A 22,708-nucleotide genomic window follows, 5' to 3' on the forward strand; every position below is an offset into this window, starting at 1 on the left:
AATCACCGAGGCGCGCGCCATGCACCGCAATCTCGACCTCCTGCTGACGGCGATCGCCCCGGCGATTTGGGGCAGCACCTATCTGGTGACGACGGAGCTGCTGCCCGCCGGCTACCCGCTGACGGTGTCCGTGCTGCGCGCCCTGCCGGCGGGAATCCTGCTCTTGCTGGCGGTCCGCAAGCTGCCGCATGGCGTCTGGTGGGGACGGGTGCTGGTGCTGGGGGCGCTCAATTTCTCGATCTTCTGGGCGATGCTGTTCGTCTCGGCCTACCGACTGCCGGGCGGCGTCGCGGCGACGGTCGGCGCGATCCAACCGCTGGTGGTGATTCTGCTGGCGCGGGCTCTCCTCGGCACGGCGGTGCGCGTCGCGGCCATCCTGGCGGCGATCGTGGGCATTGGCGGCGTCGCGCTGCTGATCCTGACGCCGCAGGCGAGCCTCGATCCCGTGGGTGTCGCGGCGGGCCTCGCCGGGGCGCTCTCCATGGCCTGCGGCACCGTGCTGACGCGGCGCTGGCAACCGCCGGTATCGCCCCTCACCTTCACCGCCTGGCAGCTGACCGCCGGCGGCATCCTGCTGCTGCCGCTCGCCTATTGGCTGGAGCCAGCGCTCCCCCCGCTCACAGGCGCCAACATTGTCGGCTTCGTCTATCTCGGCCTCATCGGCGCGGCGATGACCTATACGCTGTGGTTCCGCGGCATTGAGAGGCTCGGTCCCGCGACGGTATCGCCGCTCGGCTTCCTGAGCCCGCTGACGGCCGTCATCCTCGGCTGGTGGTGGCTTGACCAGACGCTGAGCGCCGCGCAGTGGCTCGGCATGGTCGCCGTGCTCGGCAGCATCTGGTTTGGCCAGCGGGCGCAGCAGGCACCGCCCAAGACGCTCGCCCCGGCCAAGGGTTGAAATCGGGCGCGAGGCTCGGGTCTGGACGAGAAACCGGCTTCGTCGGATGATCGCGGCATGATTCAGCTGAAGCGCATCTACGAGCCCGCCAGTCCGGAAGATGGCTTCCGGGTGCTCGTCGACCGGCTCTGGCCGCGCGGCGTCTCCAAGGAACGCGCCGCCGTCGATCTCTGGGCGCGCGATGTCGCGCCCTCGACCGAACTGCGCCAGTGGTTTCATCACGAGGCGGCCAATTGGGACGAATTCATCGTCCGCTACCGCCAGGAACTAGCCGCCAATCCCGCGGCTGTGTCCGCGCTGCGGGAAAAATGCGCCGGCCGGGTCACCACGCTGCTCTACGGGGCCAAGGATGAGGCGCAGAATCAGGCGGTCGTGCTGAGGGAAGTGCTGCAATCCGGGAATTCGGCGCCTGGCGCAAGCTAGTTCCACCGTCACCCATCGACAGCCATGACAAAATGCGCTGGTGTCGCACGCGGCGCGGCATTATCGGAACCGCGCCCTTCGTCTTTGCCATCGCCGCCCACGCACACCCTCTGGGGGATCTCGCTACCCATGCCGCAAAAGCGCAGGCCGATCTGGTCCAGCAATGTCGCGCTCCTGGCGGCCGCGCTTGGCGGGACTCGCGGCCGGACTGATGCTCTATTTCATCGGCGGCCGGGGTTCGGCATCGTTTGTCTGGGGCTTCGCCACCCTCCCCGTCCTTCTCAGCCTGCTGGTCCAGATCGTCACCTCGCTCCGCCGGGGTGATGCGGGGCTGGACATCATCGCGGCGATTTCGATGTCGGCGGCCCTGATCTTCCGCGAGCCGCTCGCCGCCAATGTCGTGGCGCTGATGTATGCGGGCGGGCAGTTTCTCGAGAACTACGCCGAGCGACGCGCGCGATTGGAGATGACGGCCCTGCTTGGCCGGGTCGCGCGAACCGCGATGCTGCACACGGAAGACGGATTGCGCGAAGTCGACATCGACTCGATCAAGCCGGGCGACCGGCTGCTGATCCGCAAGGGCGAGGTCCTGCCCGTCGATGGCCGCATCGCCTCGACAAGCGCCCAGATCGACACGTCGGCCCTGACGGGCGAATCCATGCCGGTCCGGCTTTCGGCCGATGACGAAGCGCTGAGCGGCATGATGGGGATCGGCTCTTCCTTCGATCTGATCGCGACCCGACCGGCGGCGGAAAGCGCCTATGCCGGCATCGTCCGCCTCGTCGAGGCGGCGCAGCAATCCAAGGCGCCGGCCGTGCGGATGGCCGATCGCTATGCGCTCTGGTTCCTCGCCCTGACGCTGCTGCTGGCGGGTGGCGCATGGATCTGGAGCGGCGATCCGATCCGGGCGCTCGCCGTGCTGGTGGTGGCGACACCCTGCCCGCTGATCCTCGCCGTTCCGGTCGCGATCATCGCCGGCATTTCGCGCGCCGCCAAGCTGGGCGTGCTGGTCAAGGGCGGGGATGCTCTGGAAGCGCTGGGCCGCGCCCGCGTCGCGGTGCTCGACAAGACGGGAACGCTGACCCATGGCCACGCGGAACTGACCGACACCTGGGTCGCGCCGACCTTCGACGCCAATGAGGTACTGCGGCTGGCGGCCTCGCTCGACCAGGCGTCAACCCATGTCATGGCGCAGGCGCTGATCCAGGCGGCGCACGCCCGCTCGCTTCAGCTTTCGACGCCGACCGAGGTCGACGAGATGGCCGGCGCGGGGCTTTCCGGCGTCGTGGACGGCCGCCGGGTCGCGGTCGGTGGCAGCGCCTTCGCCAAGTCTCACATCACCCTCCCGCCTAACCGGGTGACGCCGCGCTTCCCGAGCAGCACGGCGACGATCGACGTCGTCGTCGATGGCACGCTGGCGGGCATTCTCGTGCTTTCCGACCCGCTCCGCACCGATGCGGCATCGGTCATCGATCGACTACGCAAGGCCGGCATCGACCGCATCGTGCTCGCCACCGGCGACCGCGCCGCGGTCGCCCGACCGATCGTGGACCAGTTGCGTCTCGACGAACTGCGCTCCGATCTGTCACCGCAGGCGAAGGTCGATGTCGTGCTGGCCGCCCGCGCGGCCGGCCCCGTCATGATGGTCGGCGATGGCGTCAACGATGCGCCCGCTCTTGCCGTCGCCGATGTCGGCGTCGCCATGGGCGCACGCGGCGCGGCGGCTTCGTCGGAATCCGCCGATGTCGTGCTGCTGGTCGATCGGCTCGACCGCCTGGCCGATGCGATCGGCATATCGCATCGTTCGGCGAAGATTGCGCTGCAGAGCGTGGTCGTCGGCCTGGGCCTCTCAATCCTTGCCATGATCGCCGCCGCGCTCGGCTACCTGCCGCCGCTGCAGGGCGCGCTGCTGCAGGAGGCGATCGACGTCGCCGTGATCCTGAACGCCTTGCGAGCGCTGCGAGGATAACCGCGCAAAGCTCTGACCGGATTCGCTTTTGTCGGCGCCAGGGCCTCGCCATGCCGGAGATCTCTCCCCGGCATGGCTGATTGGAAAGGAGACGCTATTCGGCGGCTTCGGCGAAGCGTGCGCGTAGCTGCCGGGCGGCGGCGACCATGTTGATCAACGCCGGACGGACCTCCTCCCACTTGCGGGTCTTCAGGCCGCAATCCGGATTGACCCAGATCTGCCCGGCCCGGAGCCGTTCGGCCGCCTTGCCGAGCAGGTCGGTCATTTCGGCCACGGCCGGGACGCGCGGCGAATGGATGTCATAGACGCCCGGGCCGATGTCGTTCGGGTAATTGTCGCCGACAAAGGCTTCGAGCAGTTCCATCTTCGAGCGCGAGGTCTCGATCGAGATCACGTCGGCATCCATCGCCGCGATGGCATCGAGAATGTCGTTGAACTCGGAGTAGCACATGTGGGTGTGGATCTGCGTCCGGTCGGCGACGCCGGAAGCGCAGAGCCGGAAGCTCTCCACGGCCCAATCGAGATAGGAGCCCCACTCGCCACGCCGCAGCGGCAACCCCTCGCGCAGCGCCGCCTCGTCGATCTGGATCATCCGCGCGCCGGCTTTTTCGAGATCCAGCACCTCGTCGCGGATGGCGAGCGCGATCTGCCGGCAGGCGACACTGCGCGGAACATCGTCGCGCACGAATGACCAGTTGAGGATCGTCACCGGCCCCGTGAGCATGCCCTTCATCGGCTTGTCCGTGACCGACTGGGCATAGGCCCACCAGGCGACGGTCATCGGCTTTGGCCGCGAGACGTCGCCGAACAGGATCGGCGGACGGACATAGCGCGAGCCATAGCTCTGCACCCAGCCCGCTTTGGTGAAGGCGAAGCCGGAGAGCTGCTCGCCGAAATACTGCACCATGTCGTTGCGTTCGAATTCGCCATGCACCAGCACGTCGAGCCCGATCTCTTCCTGCCAGCGGATCGCGGCTTCCGTCTCCTGCCGCAGGAACGCCTCATAGGCAGCCTCGTCCAGTGCGCCCTTGGCATGCGCGGCGCGCGCCTTGCGCACCTCTGAGGTCTGCGGGAACGAACCGATCGTCGTCGTCGGGAAGGAAGGCAGGTCCAGCACCGCCTGCTGCAGCTTGCGCCGCCCGGCAAACGGGCTGGTACGGCGGGCGTGCTCGGCCGTGACGGCGGCGGAACGAGCAGCCACCGCCGCATCATGCACGCGGGGCGACGACGCGCGCGTGCTGGCTGCCAGCACCGAGGCGGCGATCTCCGGCGTCACGCTTTCCCGGCCTCCGGCAAGCGCGCGTCCGAGCGTCGCCAACTCGTCCATCTTCTGGACCGAGAAGGCCAGCCAGCTCTTCAGTTCGGCGTCGAGTTCCGCTTCGAGCTCCAGATCGATCGGCACATGCAGCAGCGAGCAGGAAGACGCGATCTGGATATGGTCCAAGCCGCGGCGCGCGACTACCGGCTCTAGCCGGTCGAGCAGGGTGGCAAGATTGGCGCGCCAGATGTTGCGGCCATCGATGACGCCGAGCGACAGCACCAGCCCGCGCGGCGCCTTGGCCAGCACGGAATCCAGTTGCTCCGGGGCGCGGACGAGATCCAGATGCAGGCCCGCCACCGGCAGCTCGAGCGCCGTATCGAGATTGTCGCCGAGCGCACCGAAATAGGGCGTCAGCATCAGTTTCAGCTTCGGCAGCGCATAGGCGAACATGCCATAGGCGACGCGAAGCGCCTGCCGCGTCTTGTCGTCGAGATCGAGCACCAGGCAGGGCTCGTCGATCTGCACCCAGTCGGCGCCGTTTGCCGCCAGCCGGCGCAGCATCTCGACATAGACCGGCAGCAGGCCGGGCAGCAACGACAGCGGATCGAGCGAGGCGTCCTTGCTCTTGCCGAGCTTGAGATAGCTCACCGGTCCGAGCAGCACCGGTCGGGTCTCATAGCCGAGCGCCTTCGCCTCCAGATATTCGTCGAGTGGCTTGGTCGAAACGAGGCTGAAGCGCTGACCGGCCGTGAATTCCGGCACCATGTAGTGATAGTTGGTGTCGAACCACTTCGTCATTTCCAGTGCCGGCACGCCCAGGGCCGCGCCACGGTGAGAATGGCCGCAATCCGCATGTCCGGCATCGCCCTGGCTGCCGCGCGCCATGGCGAAATAGGTGTCGAGCGGTACGGGTCCGCCGGTCCAGCCATAGATCTCCGGGATCGCGCCGACCATGACGCTGGTATCGAGCACATGGTCGTAGAGCGAGAAATCGTTCGAGGGGATTATGGTGACGCCGTGCGCATGCTGGCGCGCCCAATTGGCGGCACGCAGCGCGGCGGCGCTGGCGAGCAGGTCGTCGGCGTTCGACTGGCCGGACCAGTAGCTTTCCAGCGAAGTCTTGAGCTCGCGGCGCGGACCGATCCGCGGCGTACCGAGCGTGGCAACGGGAAGAGAAGAGAAAGACATCGGCTTACCCCAAATGTTTGGGGGCAAAGGCCGAGCGGACGCATGCGTGAGGTCCCGGCGTCGGACAACGGCGGGCGCAAGCGCACCACCGGGACACCCCGCCCAGGGACGTTATGATGTCGCGGCAGGTCTCCTGGCTCGCGGGTCGCCGCCCCGGTCCGGCCTTCCCGAAGCGATCGCTTCAGTGACACGAATTGGACCCGGGCTCGCCGCTCACAGTTGCGGGGGCAGCTCCGGTCTTGCCTCGGACGAGACGCACCGGATTCCCTCTTAGCCCTGGCGCCGCGCAAACGGCCCAGGGAACCACGACACGACACTCCTAGGCGCAGCGCCGTGGCTCGTCAAGTATGATATAAAGATATCCTTATATCCGCATGAGATACGGCTATTGGAAGGCCGCCTCATAGGCTTCCGGCTTAAAGCCGGCCAGCAGGCGACCGTCGCCGAGATCGAGGATCGGGCGCTTGATCATCGAGGGCTGCGCCTGCATCAGGCCGATCGCCTTGTCCGCGTCGAGATCCTGCTTCTCCGCATCATCAAGCTTGCGGAAGGTGGTACCGGCCCGATTCAGCACGGTTTCCCAGCCGAGCTCGCCGACCCAGAAGTCTAGGTGGGCCCGGTCGATGCCGGTCGCCTTGTAGTCGTGGAACGCGTAGGAAACGCCTTTCGTATCAAGCCACTGCCGGGCTTTCTTCATCGTGTCGCAGTTCTTGATGCCGTAGATGGTAACCGTCACGCCGTCTCTCCTGCCGATTTCAGCGGCGACGCAAAAGGCCGCCGATTCCCTCCGCCGATCATAGCGGGCTGCGCGCGGCGCGGGCACATCCGCGTGCCAGAAAGCCCCGTCACCCAGGGCATGCGGCCATGCGCCCTGTCCGGTGCGATTGACCTGCAGATGGCACGCCGAATATAGCTTCGGTTGCATTATCATTAACCTGGATTCACCCTTGACTGTTCAAAGGCTTCCGGCCGCCGGCCTGACCGCCGCTCCGCGCTCGATGCCCGATGGACAGGGCCGGGGGCTCCGCCGTCGCACGTCCCTGCCCCGATTGGCGCTGTTGCTCGCGCTGACGACGGCGCTGGGTGGCTGTGTCGTCGTCGGACCGGACTACCAGAAGCCCAACCTTTCGCTGCCGACGAAATGGGGCAGCGGCACCGCCTCCAAGCCGTCCAAGCCGCCGGAACTCTCGCAATGGTGGCGGCGTCTGGGCGATCCCATGCTCGACGAACTGGTCAACGAAGCCGTCGCCGGCAATCTCGACGTCGCCAGCGCCAAGGCGAGCATCCGCGAAGCGCGCGCCAGCTACCGCCAGACGGTCGGCGCCCTGTTTCCTTCCGCCAACGGCTCGGCCGGCGCCGATCGCGGCAAGAGCGGCGGCTATGTCTCGAACCAGTTCCAGGCCGGGCTCGACGCCAGCTGGGAGCTCGACCTGTTCGGCGGCAACAAGCGCGCGGTCGAGGCGGCCCGCTACGGCATGGACGCGGCCGAGGAAGAGCTGCGCGCCACGCTGCTGACGCTGATCGGCGATGTCGCGACCAACTATGTCTCGGCGCGTGGCTACCAGGCACGCATCGCGCTCGCCAAGCGCACTGCCGCCTCGCAGCGGGAGACGGCAGCAATCACCCGCAACAAGTTCGAGGCCGGCGGCGCCACGGCCGCCGATGTCGCGACCGCCGAGGGCCAGGCCAGCAGCACCGAGGCCGGCATTCCGTCGCTCGAAGCCGCCTATGCCGAAACCGTGCATCGGCTCTCCGTCCTCACCGGTCGCGCGCCGAGCACGCTCGTCGACCGCATGAAGGGGCCGAAGCCGGTTCCCGCCCCTCGCCTGCCGATCCCGACCGGCATCCCGGCCGATGTGCTGACGGCCCGGCCGGACGTCCGCCTTGCCGAAGCGCAATATGCCAGCGCCACGGCGAAGATCGGCCAGGCGGAAGCGGCGCGCTATCCCAGCGCCAGCCTCACCGGAAACATCGGCACCAGCGGCGCCAAACTCGGCGACCTCGGCAAGGGCTCGTCGATCAGTTGGTCCTTCGGCCCGAGCCTGACCGTGCCGATCTTCAATGCCGGACAGTTGAAGGCCGCCGTCGAGGTGACCCAGGCGCAGCGCGACCAGAGCTTCATCGCCTATCAGGCGGCCGTGCTCTCCGCGCTGGAAGACGTGGAAAACGCCATCGTCGCGCTGGCGCAGGAGCGCATCCGTTCCGGCAAGCTCGCCTCTGCGGCGCGCTCCTATGCCGAGGCCAACCGCCTCGCCAGCACGCTGTTCCAGGCGGGCTCGTCGAGTTTCCTCGACGTGCTGACCGCCGAGCGCTCGCTCTATTCGGCGTCGGACGCGCGGATCGAGAGCCAGGTCGCCATCGCTACGGACTATATCGCGCTCAACAAGGCGCTGGGCGGCGGCTGGGACGGCGCGATCGACAGTTCGCGGCCGGTCATTGTCGACAAGCGGACGGGACCCCACCTTGCCCGGCCCTGATAGACGCCGCCCTACGTCCCTTTCCGACGACACCGCCCAACCGACGTCGTGCGCCGATCGATCGCGCACCCGGTTCCGGGGTCTCCCACAGCCTGTTCGAAAGCCGTCCGCATGAGCCCGAAATCCCCGCGCCGTAAGTCCCGCATCCCCCTCATGATCGTCGCGCTGATCGTGCTGGCGGGCGTCGGCTATTTCTTCCGGTCCAGTTTCACGGGCCCCGAGGCACCGCCGATGATGACCGCGCTTGTCTCGACCGGCGCCGTCGAGGAGACGGTTCTGGCGACCGGCACGCTGAAGCCGTCGAAGCTGGTCGCCGTCGGCGCGCAGGTATCCGGCCGGGTCACGTCGCTCAAGGTCGAGTTGGGCCAGCAGGTCAAGAAGGGCGACCTGATCGCCGAGATCGAACTCGGTAACGCAGGAAAACGCACTCCGCACCGCCAAAGCCGCGCTTGCCAACATCCGCGCCCAACGTGTCGAGAAGGAAGCCTCGCTGCGGCTGGCCGAGCAGACGCTGGCGCGGCAGAAGTCCATGCTGGCGCAGAAGGCCGTCTCGCAGGCCGATTTCGAGACCGCCGAGGCCAACGTCAAGACGACAGGCGCCCAGATCGAAGCGCTCGACGCCAGCATCATCGAGTCGGAAGTCGCAGTTTCGACCGCCGAGGCCAATCTCGGCTACACGCAGATCACCGCGCCGATCGACGGCACCGTACTTTCCATCGTCACGCAGGAAGGCCAGACGGTCAACGCCGCGCAGTCGGCGCCGACCATCGTCATCATGGGCCAGCTCGACGTCATGACGGTTCGTGCCGAAATCTCCGAGGCCGACATCGTCCGCGTGAAGGCGGGCCAGCCGATCTACTTCACCATCCTGAGCGATCCCGAGCGGCGCTACGAGGCGACCCTCGCCTCGATCGAGCCGGCGCCGGAATCGATCCGCAACGACAGCAGCTTCAGCACGTCTGCCACCACGAGTTCGTCCTCCACGACGTCGTCCGCGATCTATTACAATGGCATCTTCAACGTCCCGAACGAGGATGGCCGGCTCCGCACCTACATGACGGCGGAGGTGCACATCGTGCTCGGCCGTGCCGACGACGCCCTGATCGTTCCGGCCGTGGCGCTCGGACCCCGGAATGCCGATGGCAGCTACACGGTGCGGGTGGTCGAGGGCGACAAGATTTCGCCCCGCAAGGTCGAAATCGGCCTGAACGACAAGGTGATCGCCGAGGTCCGCTCCGGCCTGCAGAAGGGCGACAAGGTCGTGACGGGTGAGGGATCGGCAGCGGCGCGCGCCCCGGGCGGACGCCGGATGGGCGGCCCGCCCATGGGGTTCTGAGCCGATGCACGCCCCTTCGGCCACGGAGCCACTGATCAAGCTGACCGGTCTCCGGCGGGAGTTTCCCTCCGGCGAGGAAACGATCGCCGTCCTGCGCGATGTCGATCTCTCGATCGCCGCCGGCGAAATGGTGGCCATCGTCGGCGCCTCCGGCTCTGGCAAGTCGACGCTGATGAACATTCTCGGCTGCCTCGACCGGCCGACGACGGGCAGCTATCGCATCTCCGGCCGGGAGACTTCCTTGCTGGAGCCGGACGAACTGGCGGCGCTGCGGCGCGAACATTTCGGCTTCATCTTCCAGCGCTATCACCTGCTGGCCGAACTGACGGCGCTCGGCAATGTCGAGATCCCCGCCGTCTATGCCGGCCAATCCCCGCACGACCGGCAGGTTCGCGCCGCCGCCCTGCTCGGCCGGCTCGGCATGGCCGACCGCACCGACCATCGCCCGGGCCAGCTTTCCGGCGGCCAGCAGCAGCGCGTCTCGATCGCCCGCGCGCTGATGAACGGCGCCAACGTGATCCTCGCCGACGAGCCGACCGGCGCGCTCGACCGACATAGCGGCGAGGAAGTGCTGAAGATCCTCGAAGAACTGCATGCCGAGGGCAAGACGGTCATCATCGTCACCCACGACATGGCGGTCGCGGCCCGCGCCGAGCGCATCATCGAGATCAGCGACGGCGTCATCATCTCGGATACGCGCAAGGCCAAGGAAATCCCTGCCCCGGCCTCCGATCGCGGCACATCGCCCGCAAGGTCCAAGGGTCGCCGCTGGACCTCCATCCTCGACCGCGCCGGCGAGGCGCTGCGCATGGCGCTCTTGTCAATGCGCGCCCACAAGCTGCGCACTTTCCTGACCATGCTCGGCATCATCATCGGCATCGCCTCGGTGGTGAGCGTGGTCGCGCTCGGCGAAGGCTCGCGCCAGAAGGTGCTCGCCAATATCTCAGGCCTCGGCACCAACACGCTGGAGATCTTCGCGGGCAAGGATTTCGGCGACATACGCTCCGGCAAGATCACGACGCTGGTCGTGGCCGACGCCAACGAACTGGCGAAGCAGCCCTATGTCGCGGCGGTGACGCCCACCGTCTCCACCAGCAGCTCGGTGCGCTTCGGCTCCAAAGAGGCTAGCGCGCTCGTCAATGGCGTCAGCGAACAGTATTTCGCCGCGAAGGGCACGACGCTCGCGGCCGGCCAGTTCTTCGACGCGGGAAGCGTGCGGACGATGGCGCAGGACGTCGTCATCGATGAGAACACCCGCAAGGCGCTGTTTTCCGACTTCAACGGCAGCCCGGTCGGCCAGGTCATCCTGATCGGCCAGGTGCCGGCCCGCATCGTCGGCGTCGCCAAGCCGCAGCAGGGCGGCTTCGGCTCAAGCCAGAATCTGTCGCTGTTCCTGCCCTACACCACGGTGCAGGCCCGCTTCCTCGGCAGCCCCTCGCTGCGCAGCATCACGGTCCGCGTTAGCGACGACGTCCCGACCGACCTTGCCGAGGCCGCCGTCACGACGTTCCTGACCCAGCGACACGGCACCAAGGACTTCTTCATCCTCAACACCGACGACATCCGCCAGACGATCACCGCCACGACGGCGACGCTGACGCTGCTGGTCGCCTCGATCGCGGTCATCTCGCTGATCGTCGGCGGGATCGGCGTCATGAACATCATGTTGGTCTCGGTATCGGAACGCGTCTCGGAAATCGGCGTGCGCATGGCCGTCGGCGCGCGGCAGGGCGACATCCTGCAGCAGTTCCTGATCGAGGCGATCCTCGTCTGCCTGATCGGCGGCCTGATCGGTATCGGCACGGCGCTCGGCTTCGGCGCCGTTTTCAGCGCCTTCAGCTCCAATTTCAGCCTGATCTACTCGACCACCTCGATCGTCGTCGCCTTCTTCTGCTCCAGCCTGATCGGCGTGGTCTTCGGCTACCTGCCGGCCCGCAACGCTTCCCGGCTTGATCCGGTCGTGGCGCTCGCCAAGGGATAGCGCGCGCAACGGCGCCTTCCTGCGCTGGTACGACACTTGCTTCGATCGAACGTGACCGCGCCGCCCGGACCACCGGGCGGCCGGCGCGCGCGATCACGGAGCAGCAGGCATGACACAGGACACCCGGGAACTCGACGAACTGGCGCAGCGCGCCCGCTTCGAGCTCGATTGCGTCAACTATCCGGCGCGCGAATGGGTGACGCCGCGCTTCGTGGACGGCCAGCCCGTGCATGACGTCGTCATCGTCGGCGGCGGCCAGAACGGCCTCGCCCTCGCGTTTCGCCTCATGAAGGAGCGGGTCACCAATATACGCGTGCTCGATCGCAACCCGGCCGGCCGCGCCGGGCCGTGGAAGACCTATGCCCGCATGCACACCCTGCGCACGCCCAAGACGGTCTCCGGCCCCGAACTCGGCACGGCCGCCCTCTCCGTCCGGGCCTGGTATGAAGCGAAATACGGCAAGGAAGCCTGGGCCCGGCTCGGCAAGATCCCGCGCGGCGACTGGCACGATTATCTCGAATGGATGCGGCAAACCGTCGGCATCCCCACGACCCACGACGCCGAAGTCGTCGACATCGCGCCCCGCGAGGACGGCTATCTCGCGGTCGCAACCCGGATCGGCGGTGTGGTCGAGACGATCCTGGCGCGCAATGTCGTCCTGGCAACCGGCATCGAAGGCGCCGGGCACTGGGCCGTCCCCGCGCTCATCGAGAAGGCTCTGCCGCGCGAGCGCTATGCGCACACCTCCGAGGCCATCGACTTCGCGGATCTCCAGGGCAAGCGCGTCGCCGTGCTGGGCGCCGGCGCCTCGGCCTTCGACAATGCCGCAACCGCGCTGGAGCATGGCGCGGCCTCCGTCGACCTCTTCGCGCGTCGCCGCGTCCTGCCCCGGATCAATCCGAACCGCTGGATCGAATTTGCGGGTTTCATGCGCCATTTCGGGGATCTGGACGATGCGCAGAAATGGTCGTTCATGCGGCACTTCCTCGGCATGAACCAGCCGCCGCCGCAGGACACCTTCGAACGCTGCGCCCGCTTCGATCAGTTCGATCTGCACCTCGGCAGCCCGTTCGATAGCGTCGATTTCGACGGCCACGCGATCCGGTTGAAGACGCCGCGCGGCACGTTCGATTGCGACTTCCTGATCGTGGGGACAGGCTTCGTCATCGACCTCGCCAAGCGGCCGGAAACCGCCGGCTTCGCCGACAAGATCGCGCTCTGGTCCGATCGATTCCAGCCGGCGTCCGGCCAGGAAGACAAGACGCTCGCCGGCTATCCCTATCTCTCCGGCAGCTTCCAGTTCACCGAGAAGGAGCCCGGCGGCGCGCCATGGCTTAAGCATGTCTACAGCCACACTTTCGGCGCCATGGCGAGCCTTGGCGGCGCGGCCGGCATCTCGCAGCTGAAGTTCAGCACCGACCGGATCGCGCTCGGCATCACGCGCCAGCTCTTTCTCGACGATGCCGAGACCTACCTGCCAAGCCTGCAGGCCTATGACGTCGTCGAGCTCGACACCTCGGCCTTCGAGGCCGCCCGCGCCGCGCGCCAGGCCAAGGTCGCCTGAAGCGCAGCCGAACCGTGAGGACTAGCCGCCGGGATGCAGTCCCGGCGCCTCGCTGCCGGTGCTGGCGACATATTCGCTGTAGCCGCCGCCATACTGGTGGATGCCGTCCGGCGTCAGTTCGAGCACGCGATTGGAAAGCGCGGCCAGGAAGTGGCGATCGTGCGAGACGAAGATCATGGTGCCCTCGAATTCCGAGAGCGCCGCGATCAGCATTTCCTTGGTCGCCATGTCGAGATGGTTGGTCGGCTCGTCGAGCACCAGGAAGTTCGGCGGATCGAACAGCATCTTGGCCATGACCAGACGCGCCTTCTCGCCACCCGACAGCACGCGGCAACGCTTGTCGATATCGTCGCCGGAGAAGCCGAAGCAGCCGGCCAGCGCCCGCAGCGCGCCCTGCCCCGCCTGTGGGAACGAGCCTTCCAGCGACTCGAACACCGTCTCGTCGCCGTCGAGCAGTTCCATCGAATGCTGGGCGAAATAGCCCATCTTGACGCTGCCGCCGAGGGTCACCGTGCCCTGGTCCGGATCGGACGTGCCGGTGACGAGCTTCAGCAGCGTCGACTTGCCCGCGCCATTGACCCCCAGGATGCACCAGCGCTCCTTGCGCTGGACCTGGAAATCCAGGCCGGCATAGATCGACTGGCTGCCATAGCCCTTGTGCACGTTCTTGAGGCTGACGACGTCGTCGCCCGAACGCGGCGCGGGGCGGAACTCGAACTGCACCGACTGGCGGCGCCGCGGCGGCTCGATCCGGTCGATCTTTTCAAGTTTCTTCACCCGGCTCTGAACCTGGGCGGCATGCGACGCGCGCGCCTTGAAGCGCTCGATGAACTTGATTTCCTTCTGGAGCATCGCCTGCTGACGCTCGAACTGCGCCTGACGCTGCTTTTCGCCCAGCGCGCGCTGCTGCTCGTAGAAATCGTAGTTGCCAGAATAGGTGGTGAGCGAACCGCCGTCGATCTCGACCACCTTGTTGACGATGCGGTTCATGAACTCGCGGTCATGCGAGGTCATCAGCAGCACGCCGTCATAGCCCTTGAGGAAGGCCTCCAGCCAGATCAGGCTTTCGAGATCGAGATGGTTGCTCGGTTCGTCGAGCAGCATGCCATCCGGCCGCATCAGCAGGATCCGGGCGAGGGCAACACGCATCTTCCAGCCGCCCGAGAGCCCGCTGACATCGCCATCCATGCGCTCCTCGCTGAAGCTCAGCCCCGCGAGCACCTCGCGCGCCCTGCCCTCTAGCGCATAGCCGTCCAGCTCCTCGAAGCGGCCCTGGATATCGCCATAGCGCGCGACGATGGCATCCATCTCGTCCATCCGGTCGGGATCGGCCATGGCCGATTCGAGTTCGGCCATCTCGGCGGCGAGTTCGCTCACCGGTCCCGCGCCGTCCATCACCGCCGACACCGCGCTGCGGCCCGACATCTCGCCGACATCCTGGCTGAAATAGCCGATCGTCACGCCCGGATCGATCGAGACCTGCCCGTCGTCCGGCTTCTCCTCGCCGGTGATCATCCGGAACAGCGTGGTCTTGCCGGCGCCGTTGGGTCCGACGAGGCCGACCTTTTCGCCCTTCTGCAGTCCCATCGACGCGTCGATGAACAGGATCTGGTGGCCGTTCTGCTTGGAGATGTTATCGAGACGAATCATGGGGTCCGCGGCGTCCGGGAGGATCTGAAGCGGCCTTATAGCCATTCGCGGGGACGCGCCAAACCCTTGCGGTGCCTGAAGCGGAGCGAAGACCGGCGCCGCCTTGGCGATGCCGGCCTCTTCCATTCGCGTCCCGGTCAGGCGGGTCGACGCCTTGCCTTCGATGTCAGGCGGACGGCCCGAACGGCGACGACGATGCAGAGCAGCGGGGCCAGTGCGAACACCGCCCCCAGCCAAAGCGCCGCCTTCGACGCTCCGGCGATGCCGCCCGGCTCGGCGATTCCCGCGAAATTGGCCACCATGCCGGCGCAGGCCGTGCCGAACGCGATGGCAAAGAGCTGCACGGTCGTCACGCCGCCGGCGGCCAGATCCTGATCGCCATCGGTGACGCTGCCATAGACCCGCGTCACCAGGCTGGGCCAGGCGAGGCCGATGCCGAACCCGATCAGCACGAGGCCGACGCATATCGGCAGCAGATAGGCGGGGGCGCCCGCGCCATGCACCGGCATGAAGAAGGCGAACAGCGCCAGGCCCGTCGCGACGAGAACCGGCCCGGCGACGACCAGCCTGTCGCCATGGCTTTCCTGCCAGCGCGAACTCAGCAGCGACGCCGCGGTCCAGCCGAGCGCCATCAGGGCGGCGAGATAGCCGGCCCAGATCGGCGACTGGCCATGCAACTGGCGCAGCAGATAGGGCACGAAGACCTCGGGCTGCATACCGATCATCAGCAACGCGATGGTGAGGTACAAGGCGCCGAGCGGGGTCGCGATGCTGAAGGCCCGCTTGGGAAGCAGCCGCGTGCCGCCCCTGCCATCCGTTGCCGCGATCAGGGCGATCATGGCGAGGCCGGCCAGCAATCCCGCCAGATTCCACGACAATTCCGCCGAAAGGCTGCCGGCCGACACCGCCAGCACCGCCCCTGTCAGAAGAACGAGTTGCAGCAGCGGCACGGACTGTTGTTCCTGCCCATCCCGGCTGGCTCTTGGCAGCGTGGCAAAGGCGAGCAGCGCGAAAGCGACCGTCAACGGGATCAGGGACCAGAACGCGGCCCGCCAGGCGCCATATTCAGCGAACACGCCGCCCACGGCCGGTCCGACCAGCGTGGCGACGCCGAACATCGCCGACACCAGCCCGATCGCCCTGCCCCAGAGCCGCTCTGGAAGAACGAGGCGCGTCAGACCATAGGCCAGCGCATAGAGGAATCCGCCACCCAGCCCCTGCACGCTCCGGCCGACCAGCATGACCGGCATGTTGGGCGAGAGCGAGCAGATGAGCGTCCCGCCGGCGAAGAGCATCGACGCCACGACATAGGCGGCGCGCGGGCCGGCGCTTCGCAGCAGCTTGGCGGTCAGCGCCGCGCCGAGGATCGACGCCACGACGAAAAGCGTCGTTGTCCAGGCATAGAAGTCGAGGCCGCCAATATCGACGATCACCGAGGGCATCACGGTCGTCGCGATATACATGTTCACCGCATGCAGCGTGACGCCGCCCGAAAGCGCGATCGCATAGATGGCGTTCTTGCCGGTCAGCAGTTCGCCCCAACCCGCGGGGGAAGTCGGCGGCGCACTCGCCACCAGCTGGCCAGCGATCGGCGCTGGCACATCGAGATCAAAATTCATGTCGGCACTCCATTGGGCGACGAGTCGTCGCCAACCGACACGGCTTATAGAACCTCAACCAATGTTGAGGTCAAGGGTCGGATCCGCATCGCTTGTCGGCTCGGTGGACAACAGGCGGCGCGGGCCGGAACCACGCTGACCCAGTTCATCGTCGGGATTGCGCAGCGGGCAATCTTCCAGCGACAGGCAACCGCAACCGATGCAGCTGGTGAGCTGGTCGCGTAACTGCACCAGGCTCTCGATCCGCGCCTCCAGCATGTCCTTCCAGGTCTCGGTGAAATGACGCCAGTCGCGCGCATTTGGCGTGTGATCGTGCGGCAGGTCGCGCAACGCCTCGCTCACCGTGGCAAGCGGTATGCCCGCGCGCTGGGCGATGCGGATGATGGCGATCCGGCGCAGCACCGAGCGGGGGTAACGCCGCTGGTTTCCCTGCGTGCGCTCGCCGGCGATCAGCCCCTTCGCCTCGTAGAAATGCACCGTCGAGACGGCAATCCCACTGCGACGGGCAACCTCGCCCACTGCCAGCATGGCCCTGCGTTCTGGATCCGACATTGAAACCTCGTGTTTGCATGAGGTTATAGCGCGCGGTAACGGAAACGAAAGAAGCGTCGCGAGGGCTCGCGACGCTTCTTGTCCTGGGCTGGCGAGAGGAACCGGCCCCGCCCCTTGCAGGACGGAACCGATTGCATCGGAGCCAAGCCTATTTGCCGCCCCACTGCTCGGGGTAACCCGGCAGGTCCTGGCAGCCGCAGAGGCTGTAATGCAGCGCCGGCATGCGCTCGTCGATATAGCTCGCCAGCGTCTCCTGCGTGATGGCCGGCTGCGGCAGGTTCCATTCCGGACCCGGGATCGACTTGCCGTCGAGGATATCGAGCGCCGCGATAACAGGCGTGCGCCACTGATAGGTCGGATAGGACGGAGCAATGGCGACCAGATTTTCCTTCTGCCACTTGCGCAGGAAGTCCTGCTGGTCCTCGCCGCTGATCACGGGATAGGGCAGACCGGCATCCTCGAAGGCTTCGAGCGCGGCGGTCGCCGTATCACCGGCGTCCATCCACACCGCGTCGATCTTCTGGCCACGGTTGATGTAGTCCTCGACCACCGACTTGGTCTTGGCGCGATCGCTGCCGGTGAATTCCGAACCGATCACATTGATGCCGGCCTCGTCGAAGATCGACTTGGCGGCCGAATAGCGCGTCTCGAGCACGTCAACCCCGGCGACGATCCGGAGCGCCAACACGTTGGAGCCCTTCGGCAGCTTGCTGGCGATGAATTCGCCCGAGGTGATGCCGAAGCCATAGCCGCCAACGGGGTGGATGTAGGTGACGGGGCACTTGGTGTTCACGCCACGATCGAAGACGATGACCGGCAGCTTTTCACAGGCGGCCTCGACCGCGGGCGTCAGCGCGGCGGTGGTGGTGGGCGAGACGATCAGCACGTCGCACTTGCCGCCATCGAGCAGCGACTGGATGTCGGAGATCTGCTTGTCGTCCTTGCCTTCGGCGTCGAGGATGACGAGTTCCTTGATCCGGTCCTTCTGAAGCGCGGCCTCGCCCTTCAGATTGTTGAGGCCGACCACACGCCAGGGATTGAAGACGCCGGCGTTCGAGAAGCAGATCGTATGCGGACCGTCCTTCTTGAACTTGGCGGTATCGATCATCGCGCCGCCGAGATGCTGCTCCCAGGGCTTGCCATCCGGGCCCTCGGCCTTGGTCGAGAGCAGGTCGCGCTGCTTCTTGAACTCGACGGGATCGTTGAATTCCTGGGCATAGGCAGCGGTTGAAAACACAACCGTCAGCGTTGCCGCCAAAATCGATCTGAATTGCATCCCTCGTCTCCTCTCCATTGACGAACTTATTCTTGAATTGCCGCCGGAGCGGACAATCAGCTTGAGCGGCGGTGGCGCAGGACGCTCGCCCCTACGGCCGCAATCAGGATGACGCCCTGCAGGCTGTCGCGCAGCGCCTGCGGCAGGCCGAGCAGGTTGAGCAGGGTGAACAGCGCGAACAGGCTGAGCGCGCCGAACAGGGCGCCGACGACGGAGCCGCGCCCGCCGAGCAACTGCGCCCCGCCGATGACGCAGGCGGCGATCGCCTGCAATTCCAGTCCCCGTCCCGCATTGACCGAGACGCCCGAGAAGCCGCCGATCAGAATGCCGGCCGTGACGGCCGACAGCGCGGAAATGACGAAGGCGGCGATGCGCGTCGGCTTGACCGGGACACCGGCGAGTTCCGCTGCGCGCGGATTGTCGCCGACGGCGAGCAGCCGCTTGCCATAGGCCGTCGCATGCAATCCCCACCAGGCGAGAACCGTGACAACGACCAGGATGATGACCGCGATGGGCAGGACTCCGAGCAGCGGCACGTCGCGCAGCACCAGTCGGCCAAGATCGCGGAAGTTGTCCGGCAGGTCTCCGCGCGGCGCTCCCCCGGACCAGGCAAGCGCCAACCCGTTGACGAGCAGCATCATGCCCAGGGTGGCGATGATCGAGGGCACCTTCAGGAACGACACGATCAGTCCATTGGCGAGACCGACCACCAGCCCCATCGCATAGAGCCCGGCGATCACCGGCCAGGTCATGGTGGGATCACCACCGATCAGCATCGACGCCGCCAGCACGACCAGGGTCACGACGGCGCCCATCGACAGGTCGAAGCCGCCGGACAGGATGACGTAGAGCTGGCCGCAGGCGAGAATGATCAGAGGGGCGGCGCGGCGCAGGAAGTTCATGAACAGCGCGGCGTCGAGATAGTTGGGCTGCAGGATCGCGATCCCCGCATAGAGGACGACGAAGATCAGAAGCGCGAAATTGAGGTCCCGCAGCGAGATGCGCCTTGCCGGACGGGCGGTGTCGGGAATGGCGGTCATGCGACGTGCCCCTTGTTGCGGACCGCATAGACCGCGACCGCCGCGATGACGATGGCGCCGCGCAGAACCTGCTTCAGGAAGGCATCGACGCCGAACATGTTGAAGCTGGCATCGAGGCTTGCAAACAGCAGGACGCCGGCAATGGTGCCGAGCACGCCGCCCTTGCCGCCCGAAAGCGCCGTCCCGCCGATGACGACGATGGCGATGGATTCGAGATCGTAGATGCCGTCGCGGCCGATCCACGGCGTGCCGGATTGCAGGCGCGCGGCGAGATAGAGGCCGGCGATGCAGGCGCCCAGGCTGGCGAGGATGTGCGCCGTCAGCACGAAACGCTCGACCCGGAGGCCCGCGAGCTTGGCGCCATCCGGATTGCCGCCGACGGCATAGAGATGCGCGCCGAAGCGCGTCTTGGCCAGCACGAACCAGGCCAGCAGCGCAAAAGCAGCCAGCAGCAGCACCGGCAGCGGCACGCCGAAGAGCCCCTGATAGGCCAGCACCTGGAACTCCGGCGCGACGCGGCCGCCGAGATAGGTGAAGCCGGCCGACAGCAAGCCTTGCAGGATGAGCCCGGTCGCCAGGGTGGCGATCAGCGGATTGATGCCCCAATAGGCGACCAGTCCGCCATTGATCGCGCCGATGACGAGCGAAAGCGCCAGGCAGGCTGCGACCGCCGGCACGATCATGCCGGGATCGCCCTGCATCAGATAGGAGGCGAGCACGGCGACGGCGCTGATCAGCGCCGCGACGGAAAGATCGATCGAGCCGACGAGGATGGCGAAGGTCTGGCCCAGGCCGACGAGTCCGAGCGCCACGGTCCGCTGCAGCAGCCCTGCGAGGCCGGCGAGGGAGATCTGGTTGGTCTGGCCCGTCACGACTGCGGCGGTCACATAGATGACGGCAGCGAGCGCGATGACGACGAGCGGCACCGGCAGATCGCGGAAGCCACGACTCGTCCGGGGGGCGGCAATGGTATCGACGCTCATGACGGCCTCCCCGCGGCAACCGCAGCCGCGACCCCAAGCGCCAGTTCCATGACGGCCCCTTCCCCGGCGCCGCCCGGCAGTTCGCCGGCGATGCGACCCTGGTGCATGACGAGGATGCGGTCGCTGACGCCGACGATTTCCGGGAGGTCCGACGACACCATCACGATGGCGCGGCCTTCATTCGCAAGCGTCCGCATGGTCTCGTAGATCGCGGCCTTGGCGGCCACGTCGATGCCGCGCGTCGGCTCCACGAATACGAAGACGCGCGGATCCTGCAGGAGCCAGCGGGCGATGATCGCCTTCTGCTGGTTGCCGCCCGAGAGCGTCGAGATCTCCTGCCCGAAATCGCCCGCCCGTACATCCATGGCCCGAAGGCTCTCATCGACCTTTGATCGCGACCGCCCTCCGCCATGCGGCGAGGACAGGGCCGGCGTCCTCGCCTGCAGCGTCAGCAGTGCGTTGTCCCGTACCGACTGGCGCGGCGCGATGCCTTCCCGCTTGCGATCTCCCGGCAGATAGCCGATCCCCGCCGCGGTCGCCTGCCGCGCCGAATGGATGGTGACGACCTTGCCGGAAATGCGGAATTCGCCGCGGTCAAACGGCGCGTCGCCGAACAGGGCCTGCGCGAGCGCGTTCTTGCCGGAATCCTCGAGCCCCGCGATGCCGACAATTTCGCCCGCCCGCGCCACCATGTCGATATCGCGGAGATGACGGTTCTGGCCACCGGCGATCTGCAGCACCGGCAGGCCGGGCTTCGCAACGCCGCGTGGCGGGTAGAAGTCCTGCAACTCGCGCCCGACCATGGCGGTGACGATGTCGTGCACGGTCACGTCCTGCCGGTCGCGCGTCCAGATATGGCGACCATCCTTGAGGACGGTCACCCGGTCGGCGATCGCCATCACTTCCGGCATGCGGTGCGAGATATAGATAATGGCCACGCCTTCGGCCTTCATCCGGCCAACCAGATCGAGCAAGGCGCGGGCATCGCGATCGTCGAGGGCCGCCGTCGGCTCGTCCATCACCAGGACCTTGGCGTTGACCAGCATGGCCTTGGCGATCTCGACCAGTTGCTGCTCGGCGATCGACAGATCGGCCACCAGCGCGGTCGTCGGGATCGAAGCGCCGAGGCGCTGCAGCAGGGCGCGTGACCGGTCCTGCATCTGCCGTCGGTCGAGCAAACCCCAGCGCGTTGGCTCCATGCCGGTGAAGATGTTCTCGGCCACGGTGCGGAACGGCAGCAGACTGAGTTCCTGATGCACGATCGAGATGCCGGCCGCCCTCGCCTCCCGGGGATGTTGGAAGCGGACAGGCTGGCCTTCGAGCAGCACGTCGCCGCTGTCGGGGCGATAGCTGCCGCCCAATACCTTCATCAGCGTCGACTTGCCGGCGCCGTTCTCGCCGCAGATCACATGCACCTCGCCGGCGCGGCAGTCGAAGTCGACCGCGTCCAGCGCCTGGACGGCGTGGAAGGCCTTGCCAATGCCGCGCATTTCAAGAACGGCGGTCATGCGACCACGCTTTCCACCGCGACCCGCTCGCCGGCCGCCTGCCATTCGCGCTGGATCAGCGCGATGCTGTCGGCGAACAACTGGTCCCTATCCTCGAACAGATCGCGCCAGACCCGCGTGGCGCCGGCAAGCTCGGGAACCGAGCGGCCGAACGCCTCGACCGTCAGCCAGCCATCATAGCCGCAGCGACGGAGCGCATCGAAATGCGCCGGGAACGGCACATGGCCGGTCCCGGGGACACCGCGGTCGCTTTCCGAGATGTGGTAGTGATTGATCTCCCGGTGGTAAACTTCGTAAGTCTCGACCGGATGCTTCTCTTCGATATTGGCGTGGAAGGTGTCGAACATGTAGCCATAGTTCGGGTGATCCACCCGCCTATGGATGGCCGACGCCGCCGCCATCGTCGACATGACGTAGCACTCGAAGCGATTGACTGCCTCGGCGGAGATCAGGACACCGGCGGGCGCGGCATATTCCGCCAGGGACCGCATCGCCTCGACGCACCAGGAGAGTTCATTCGCGCTCGGGCCAAGGCCGGTGAAATGCCCGACGGGCGAATGCACCGGTCCGGCGATGATCTCGCCGCCCATGGCATGGGTGCAATCGACCAGCCATTTGTGATGCTCCGTGGCCCGGGCGCGCACAGACGGGTCGGCGCTGATCGGATTGGCCTCGACCGGGACCGTGCCCGCCGTCGCCGCGGCAAGGCCGATGTCGCGCAGCAGCGCGCCCAACTCGGCATAGCGTTTGACGTCGCCGGTGAAGACCGGCACTTCGACGCCGTCATAGCCGAGCGTCTTGAGGCGCTCGAGCAAGGGCGCGTGCTCGGCCGTGATCTCGGCGCCCACGACAAGCAGATTGAACGCAGCCTTCAAGAACGGCCCCTCCCGGACGCATGCATTTGGACCGACCTCCCAGTCCCTAAGACGACCGTGCCACATCGCCGGGATCGTGGCTTGCAACAATCCACATTGGTAAATAGC

The 22,708-nt window shown here is 66.8% G+C and carries 17 protein-coding genes, 1 pseudogene and 1 riboswitch; of the genes and pseudogenes, 7 read left to right on the plus strand and 11 right to left on the minus strand.

Annotation, left to right across the window (positions count from 1 at the left end; translation table 11 throughout):
- The first annotated feature begins 19 nt into the window (after nucleotides 1-19).
- The gene (locus tag ACHMWQ_RS16890; protein ID WP_396308352.1) at nucleotides 20-898 is read left to right on the plus strand and encodes an EamA family transporter; all 879 of its coding nucleotides are present in this window, start codon (nucleotides 20-22) and stop codon (nucleotides 896-898) included.
- A 57-nt stretch (nucleotides 899-955) separates the two neighbouring features.
- Entirely contained in the window at nucleotides 956-1,321 is a 366-nt protein-coding gene (locus ACHMWQ_RS16895) for a DUF488 domain-containing protein (protein ID WP_396308353.1), read from the plus strand.
- A gap of 8 nt (nucleotides 1,322-1,329) precedes the next feature.
- Here the strand turns inward: ACHMWQ_RS16895 and ACHMWQ_RS16900 are convergent, their stop codons facing one another.
- Nucleotides 1,330-1,485: a hypothetical protein gene (locus ACHMWQ_RS16900; RefSeq protein ID WP_396308354.1), complete on the minus strand. Its 156-nt coding sequence runs from the start codon at nucleotides 1,483-1,485 to the stop codon at nucleotides 1,330-1,332.
- On the opposite strand from ACHMWQ_RS16900, the gene ACHMWQ_RS16905 reads away from it, so the two are divergent.
- Nucleotides 1,485-3,290 carry a heavy metal translocating P-type ATPase gene (locus ACHMWQ_RS16905; RefSeq protein ID WP_396308355.1) on the plus strand — a complete coding sequence of 602 codons (1,806 nt, stop codon included), beginning with the start codon at nucleotides 1,485-1,487 and terminating at the stop codon, nucleotides 3,288-3,290. The genes ACHMWQ_RS16900 and ACHMWQ_RS16905 overlap by 1 nt on opposite strands.
- A gap of 94 nt (nucleotides 3,291-3,384) precedes the next feature.
- Here ACHMWQ_RS16905 and metE read toward each other — a convergent pair whose 3' ends face one another.
- Both metE and ACHMWQ_RS16915 read right to left on the minus strand, forming a co-directional pair.
- A complete protein-coding gene (gene metE / locus ACHMWQ_RS16910) occupies nucleotides 3,385-5,739 on the minus strand; it encodes a 5-methyltetrahydropteroyltriglutamate--homocysteine S-methyltransferase (protein ID WP_396308356.1) in 2,355 nt (784 codons plus the stop codon).
- Between the two features lie 105 nt (nucleotides 5,740-5,844).
- Nucleotides 5,845-6,062, minus strand: a riboswitch (cobalamin riboswitch).
- 62 nt (nucleotides 6,063-6,124) lie between these two features.
- A complete protein-coding gene (locus tag ACHMWQ_RS16915; RefSeq protein WP_396309465.1) occupies nucleotides 6,125-6,475 on the minus strand; it encodes an ArsC family reductase in 351 nt (116 codons plus the stop codon).
- 262 nt (nucleotides 6,476-6,737) lie between these two features.
- Between ACHMWQ_RS16915 and ACHMWQ_RS16920 the strand changes: the two genes are divergently transcribed.
- From ACHMWQ_RS16920 to ACHMWQ_RS16935, 4 genes and pseudogenes are all read left to right on the plus strand, one after another.
- Nucleotides 6,738-8,216 carry an efflux transporter outer membrane subunit gene (locus ACHMWQ_RS16920; protein WP_396309466.1) on the plus strand — a complete coding sequence of 493 codons (1,479 nt, stop codon included), beginning with the start codon at nucleotides 6,738-6,740 and terminating at the stop codon, nucleotides 8,214-8,216.
- 111 nt (nucleotides 8,217-8,327) lie between these two features.
- A pseudogene (locus ACHMWQ_RS16925) lies at nucleotides 8,328-9,552 on the plus strand (efflux RND transporter periplasmic adaptor subunit).
- Between the two features lie 4 nt (nucleotides 9,553-9,556).
- Nucleotides 9,557-11,533, plus strand: a complete 1,977-nt coding sequence (locus ACHMWQ_RS16930; protein ID WP_396308357.1) for a MacB family efflux pump subunit — start codon at nucleotides 9,557-9,559, stop codon at nucleotides 11,531-11,533.
- A 109-nt stretch (nucleotides 11,534-11,642) separates the two neighbouring features.
- The gene (locus ACHMWQ_RS16935; protein WP_396308358.1) at nucleotides 11,643-13,097 is read left to right on the plus strand and encodes an NAD(P)-binding domain-containing protein; all 1,455 of its coding nucleotides are present in this window, start codon (nucleotides 11,643-11,645) and stop codon (nucleotides 13,095-13,097) included.
- A 21-nt stretch (nucleotides 13,098-13,118) separates the two neighbouring features.
- Here ACHMWQ_RS16935 and ACHMWQ_RS16940 read toward each other — a convergent pair whose 3' ends face one another.
- From ACHMWQ_RS16940 to ACHMWQ_RS16975, 8 genes are all read right to left on the minus strand, one after another.
- A complete protein-coding gene (locus tag ACHMWQ_RS16940) occupies nucleotides 13,119-14,747 on the minus strand; it encodes an ABC-F family ATP-binding cassette domain-containing protein (RefSeq protein WP_396308359.1) in 1,629 nt (542 codons plus the stop codon).
- Between the two features lie 137 nt (nucleotides 14,748-14,884).
- Nucleotides 14,885-16,366 carry an MFS transporter gene (locus ACHMWQ_RS16945; protein WP_396308360.1) on the minus strand — a complete coding sequence of 494 codons (1,482 nt, stop codon included), beginning with the start codon at nucleotides 16,364-16,366 and terminating at the stop codon, nucleotides 14,885-14,887.
- 54 nt (nucleotides 16,367-16,420) lie between these two features.
- A complete protein-coding gene (gene soxR / locus ACHMWQ_RS16950) occupies nucleotides 16,421-16,918 on the minus strand; it encodes a redox-sensitive transcriptional activator SoxR (RefSeq protein WP_396308361.1) in 498 nt (165 codons plus the stop codon).
- Between the two features lie 148 nt (nucleotides 16,919-17,066).
- Nucleotides 17,067-18,194, minus strand: coding sequence for a substrate-binding domain-containing protein (locus ACHMWQ_RS16955; RefSeq protein WP_396308362.1), 1,128 nt, complete (start codon nucleotides 18,192-18,194; stop codon nucleotides 17,067-17,069).
- Between the two features lie 56 nt (nucleotides 18,195-18,250).
- Complete coding sequence (locus tag ACHMWQ_RS16960) at nucleotides 18,251-19,234, minus strand: ABC transporter permease (RefSeq protein WP_396308363.1); 984 nt, start codon at nucleotides 19,232-19,234, stop codon at nucleotides 18,251-18,253.
- The gene (locus ACHMWQ_RS16965) at nucleotides 19,231-20,217 is read right to left on the minus strand and encodes an ABC transporter permease (protein WP_396308364.1); all 987 of its coding nucleotides are present in this window, start codon (nucleotides 20,215-20,217) and stop codon (nucleotides 19,231-19,233) included. Before ACHMWQ_RS16965 ends, ACHMWQ_RS16960 begins: the two co-directional genes overlap by 4 nt.
- The gene (locus ACHMWQ_RS16970; protein ID WP_396308365.1) at nucleotides 20,214-21,725 is read right to left on the minus strand and encodes a sugar ABC transporter ATP-binding protein; all 1,512 of its coding nucleotides are present in this window, start codon (nucleotides 21,723-21,725) and stop codon (nucleotides 20,214-20,216) included. The genes ACHMWQ_RS16965 and ACHMWQ_RS16970 overlap by 4 nt, the downstream gene beginning before the upstream one ends.
- A complete protein-coding gene (locus tag ACHMWQ_RS16975; RefSeq protein ID WP_396308366.1) occupies nucleotides 21,722-22,600 on the minus strand; it encodes a sugar phosphate isomerase/epimerase family protein in 879 nt (292 codons plus the stop codon). The genes ACHMWQ_RS16970 and ACHMWQ_RS16975 overlap by 4 nt, the downstream gene beginning before the upstream one ends.
- Nucleotides 22,601-22,708: the final 108 nt, after the last annotated feature.

This window comes from Kaistia sp. UC242_56, assembly GCF_044452255.1.
GTDB classification, from domain to species: domain Bacteria; phylum Pseudomonadota; class Alphaproteobacteria; order Rhizobiales; family Kaistiaceae; genus Kaistia; species Kaistia defluvii_A.

Coding starts and splice junctions, on each gene's coding strand:
- ACHMWQ_RS16890 (WP_396308352.1), top strand. CDS start 20: ATGCACCGCAATCTCGACCTCCTGCTGACGGCGATCGCCCCGGCGATT.
- ACHMWQ_RS16895 (WP_396308353.1), top strand. CDS start 956: ATGATTCAGCTGAAGCGCATCTACGAGCCCGCCAGTCCGGAAGATGGC.
- ACHMWQ_RS16905 (WP_396308355.1), top strand. CDS start 1,485: ATGTCGCGCTCCTGGCGGCCGCGCTTGGCGGGACTCGCGGCCGGACTG.
- metE (WP_396308356.1), bottom strand. CDS start 5,739: ATGTCTTTCTCTTCTCTTCCCGTTGCCACGCTCGGTACGCCGCGGATC.
- ACHMWQ_RS16920 (WP_396309466.1), top strand. CDS start 6,738: ATGCCCGATGGACAGGGCCGGGGGCTCCGCCGTCGCACGTCCCTGCCC.
- ACHMWQ_RS16930 (WP_396308357.1), top strand. CDS start 9,557: ATGCACGCCCCTTCGGCCACGGAGCCACTGATCAAGCTGACCGGTCTC.
- ACHMWQ_RS16935 (WP_396308358.1), top strand. CDS start 11,643: ATGACACAGGACACCCGGGAACTCGACGAACTGGCGCAGCGCGCCCGC.
- ACHMWQ_RS16940 (WP_396308359.1), bottom strand. CDS start 14,747: ATGATTCGTCTCGATAACATCTCCAAGCAGAACGGCCACCAGATCCTG.
- ACHMWQ_RS16945 (WP_396308360.1), bottom strand. CDS start 16,366: ATGAATTTTGATCTCGATGTGCCAGCGCCGATCGCTGGCCAGCTGGTG.
- soxR (WP_396308361.1), bottom strand. CDS start 16,918: ATGTCGGATCCAGAACGCAGGGCCATGCTGGCAGTGGGCGAGGTTGCC.
- ACHMWQ_RS16955 (WP_396308362.1), bottom strand. CDS start 18,194: ATGCAATTCAGATCGATTTTGGCGGCAACGCTGACGGTTGTGTTTTCA.
- ACHMWQ_RS16960 (WP_396308363.1), bottom strand. CDS start 19,234: ATGACCGCCATTCCCGACACCGCCCGTCCGGCAAGGCGCATCTCGCTG.
- ACHMWQ_RS16965 (WP_396308364.1), bottom strand. CDS start 20,217: ATGAGCGTCGATACCATTGCCGCCCCCCGGACGAGTCGTGGCTTCCGC.
- ACHMWQ_RS16970 (WP_396308365.1), bottom strand. CDS start 21,725: ATGACCGCCGTTCTTGAAATGCGCGGCATTGGCAAGGCCTTCCACGCC.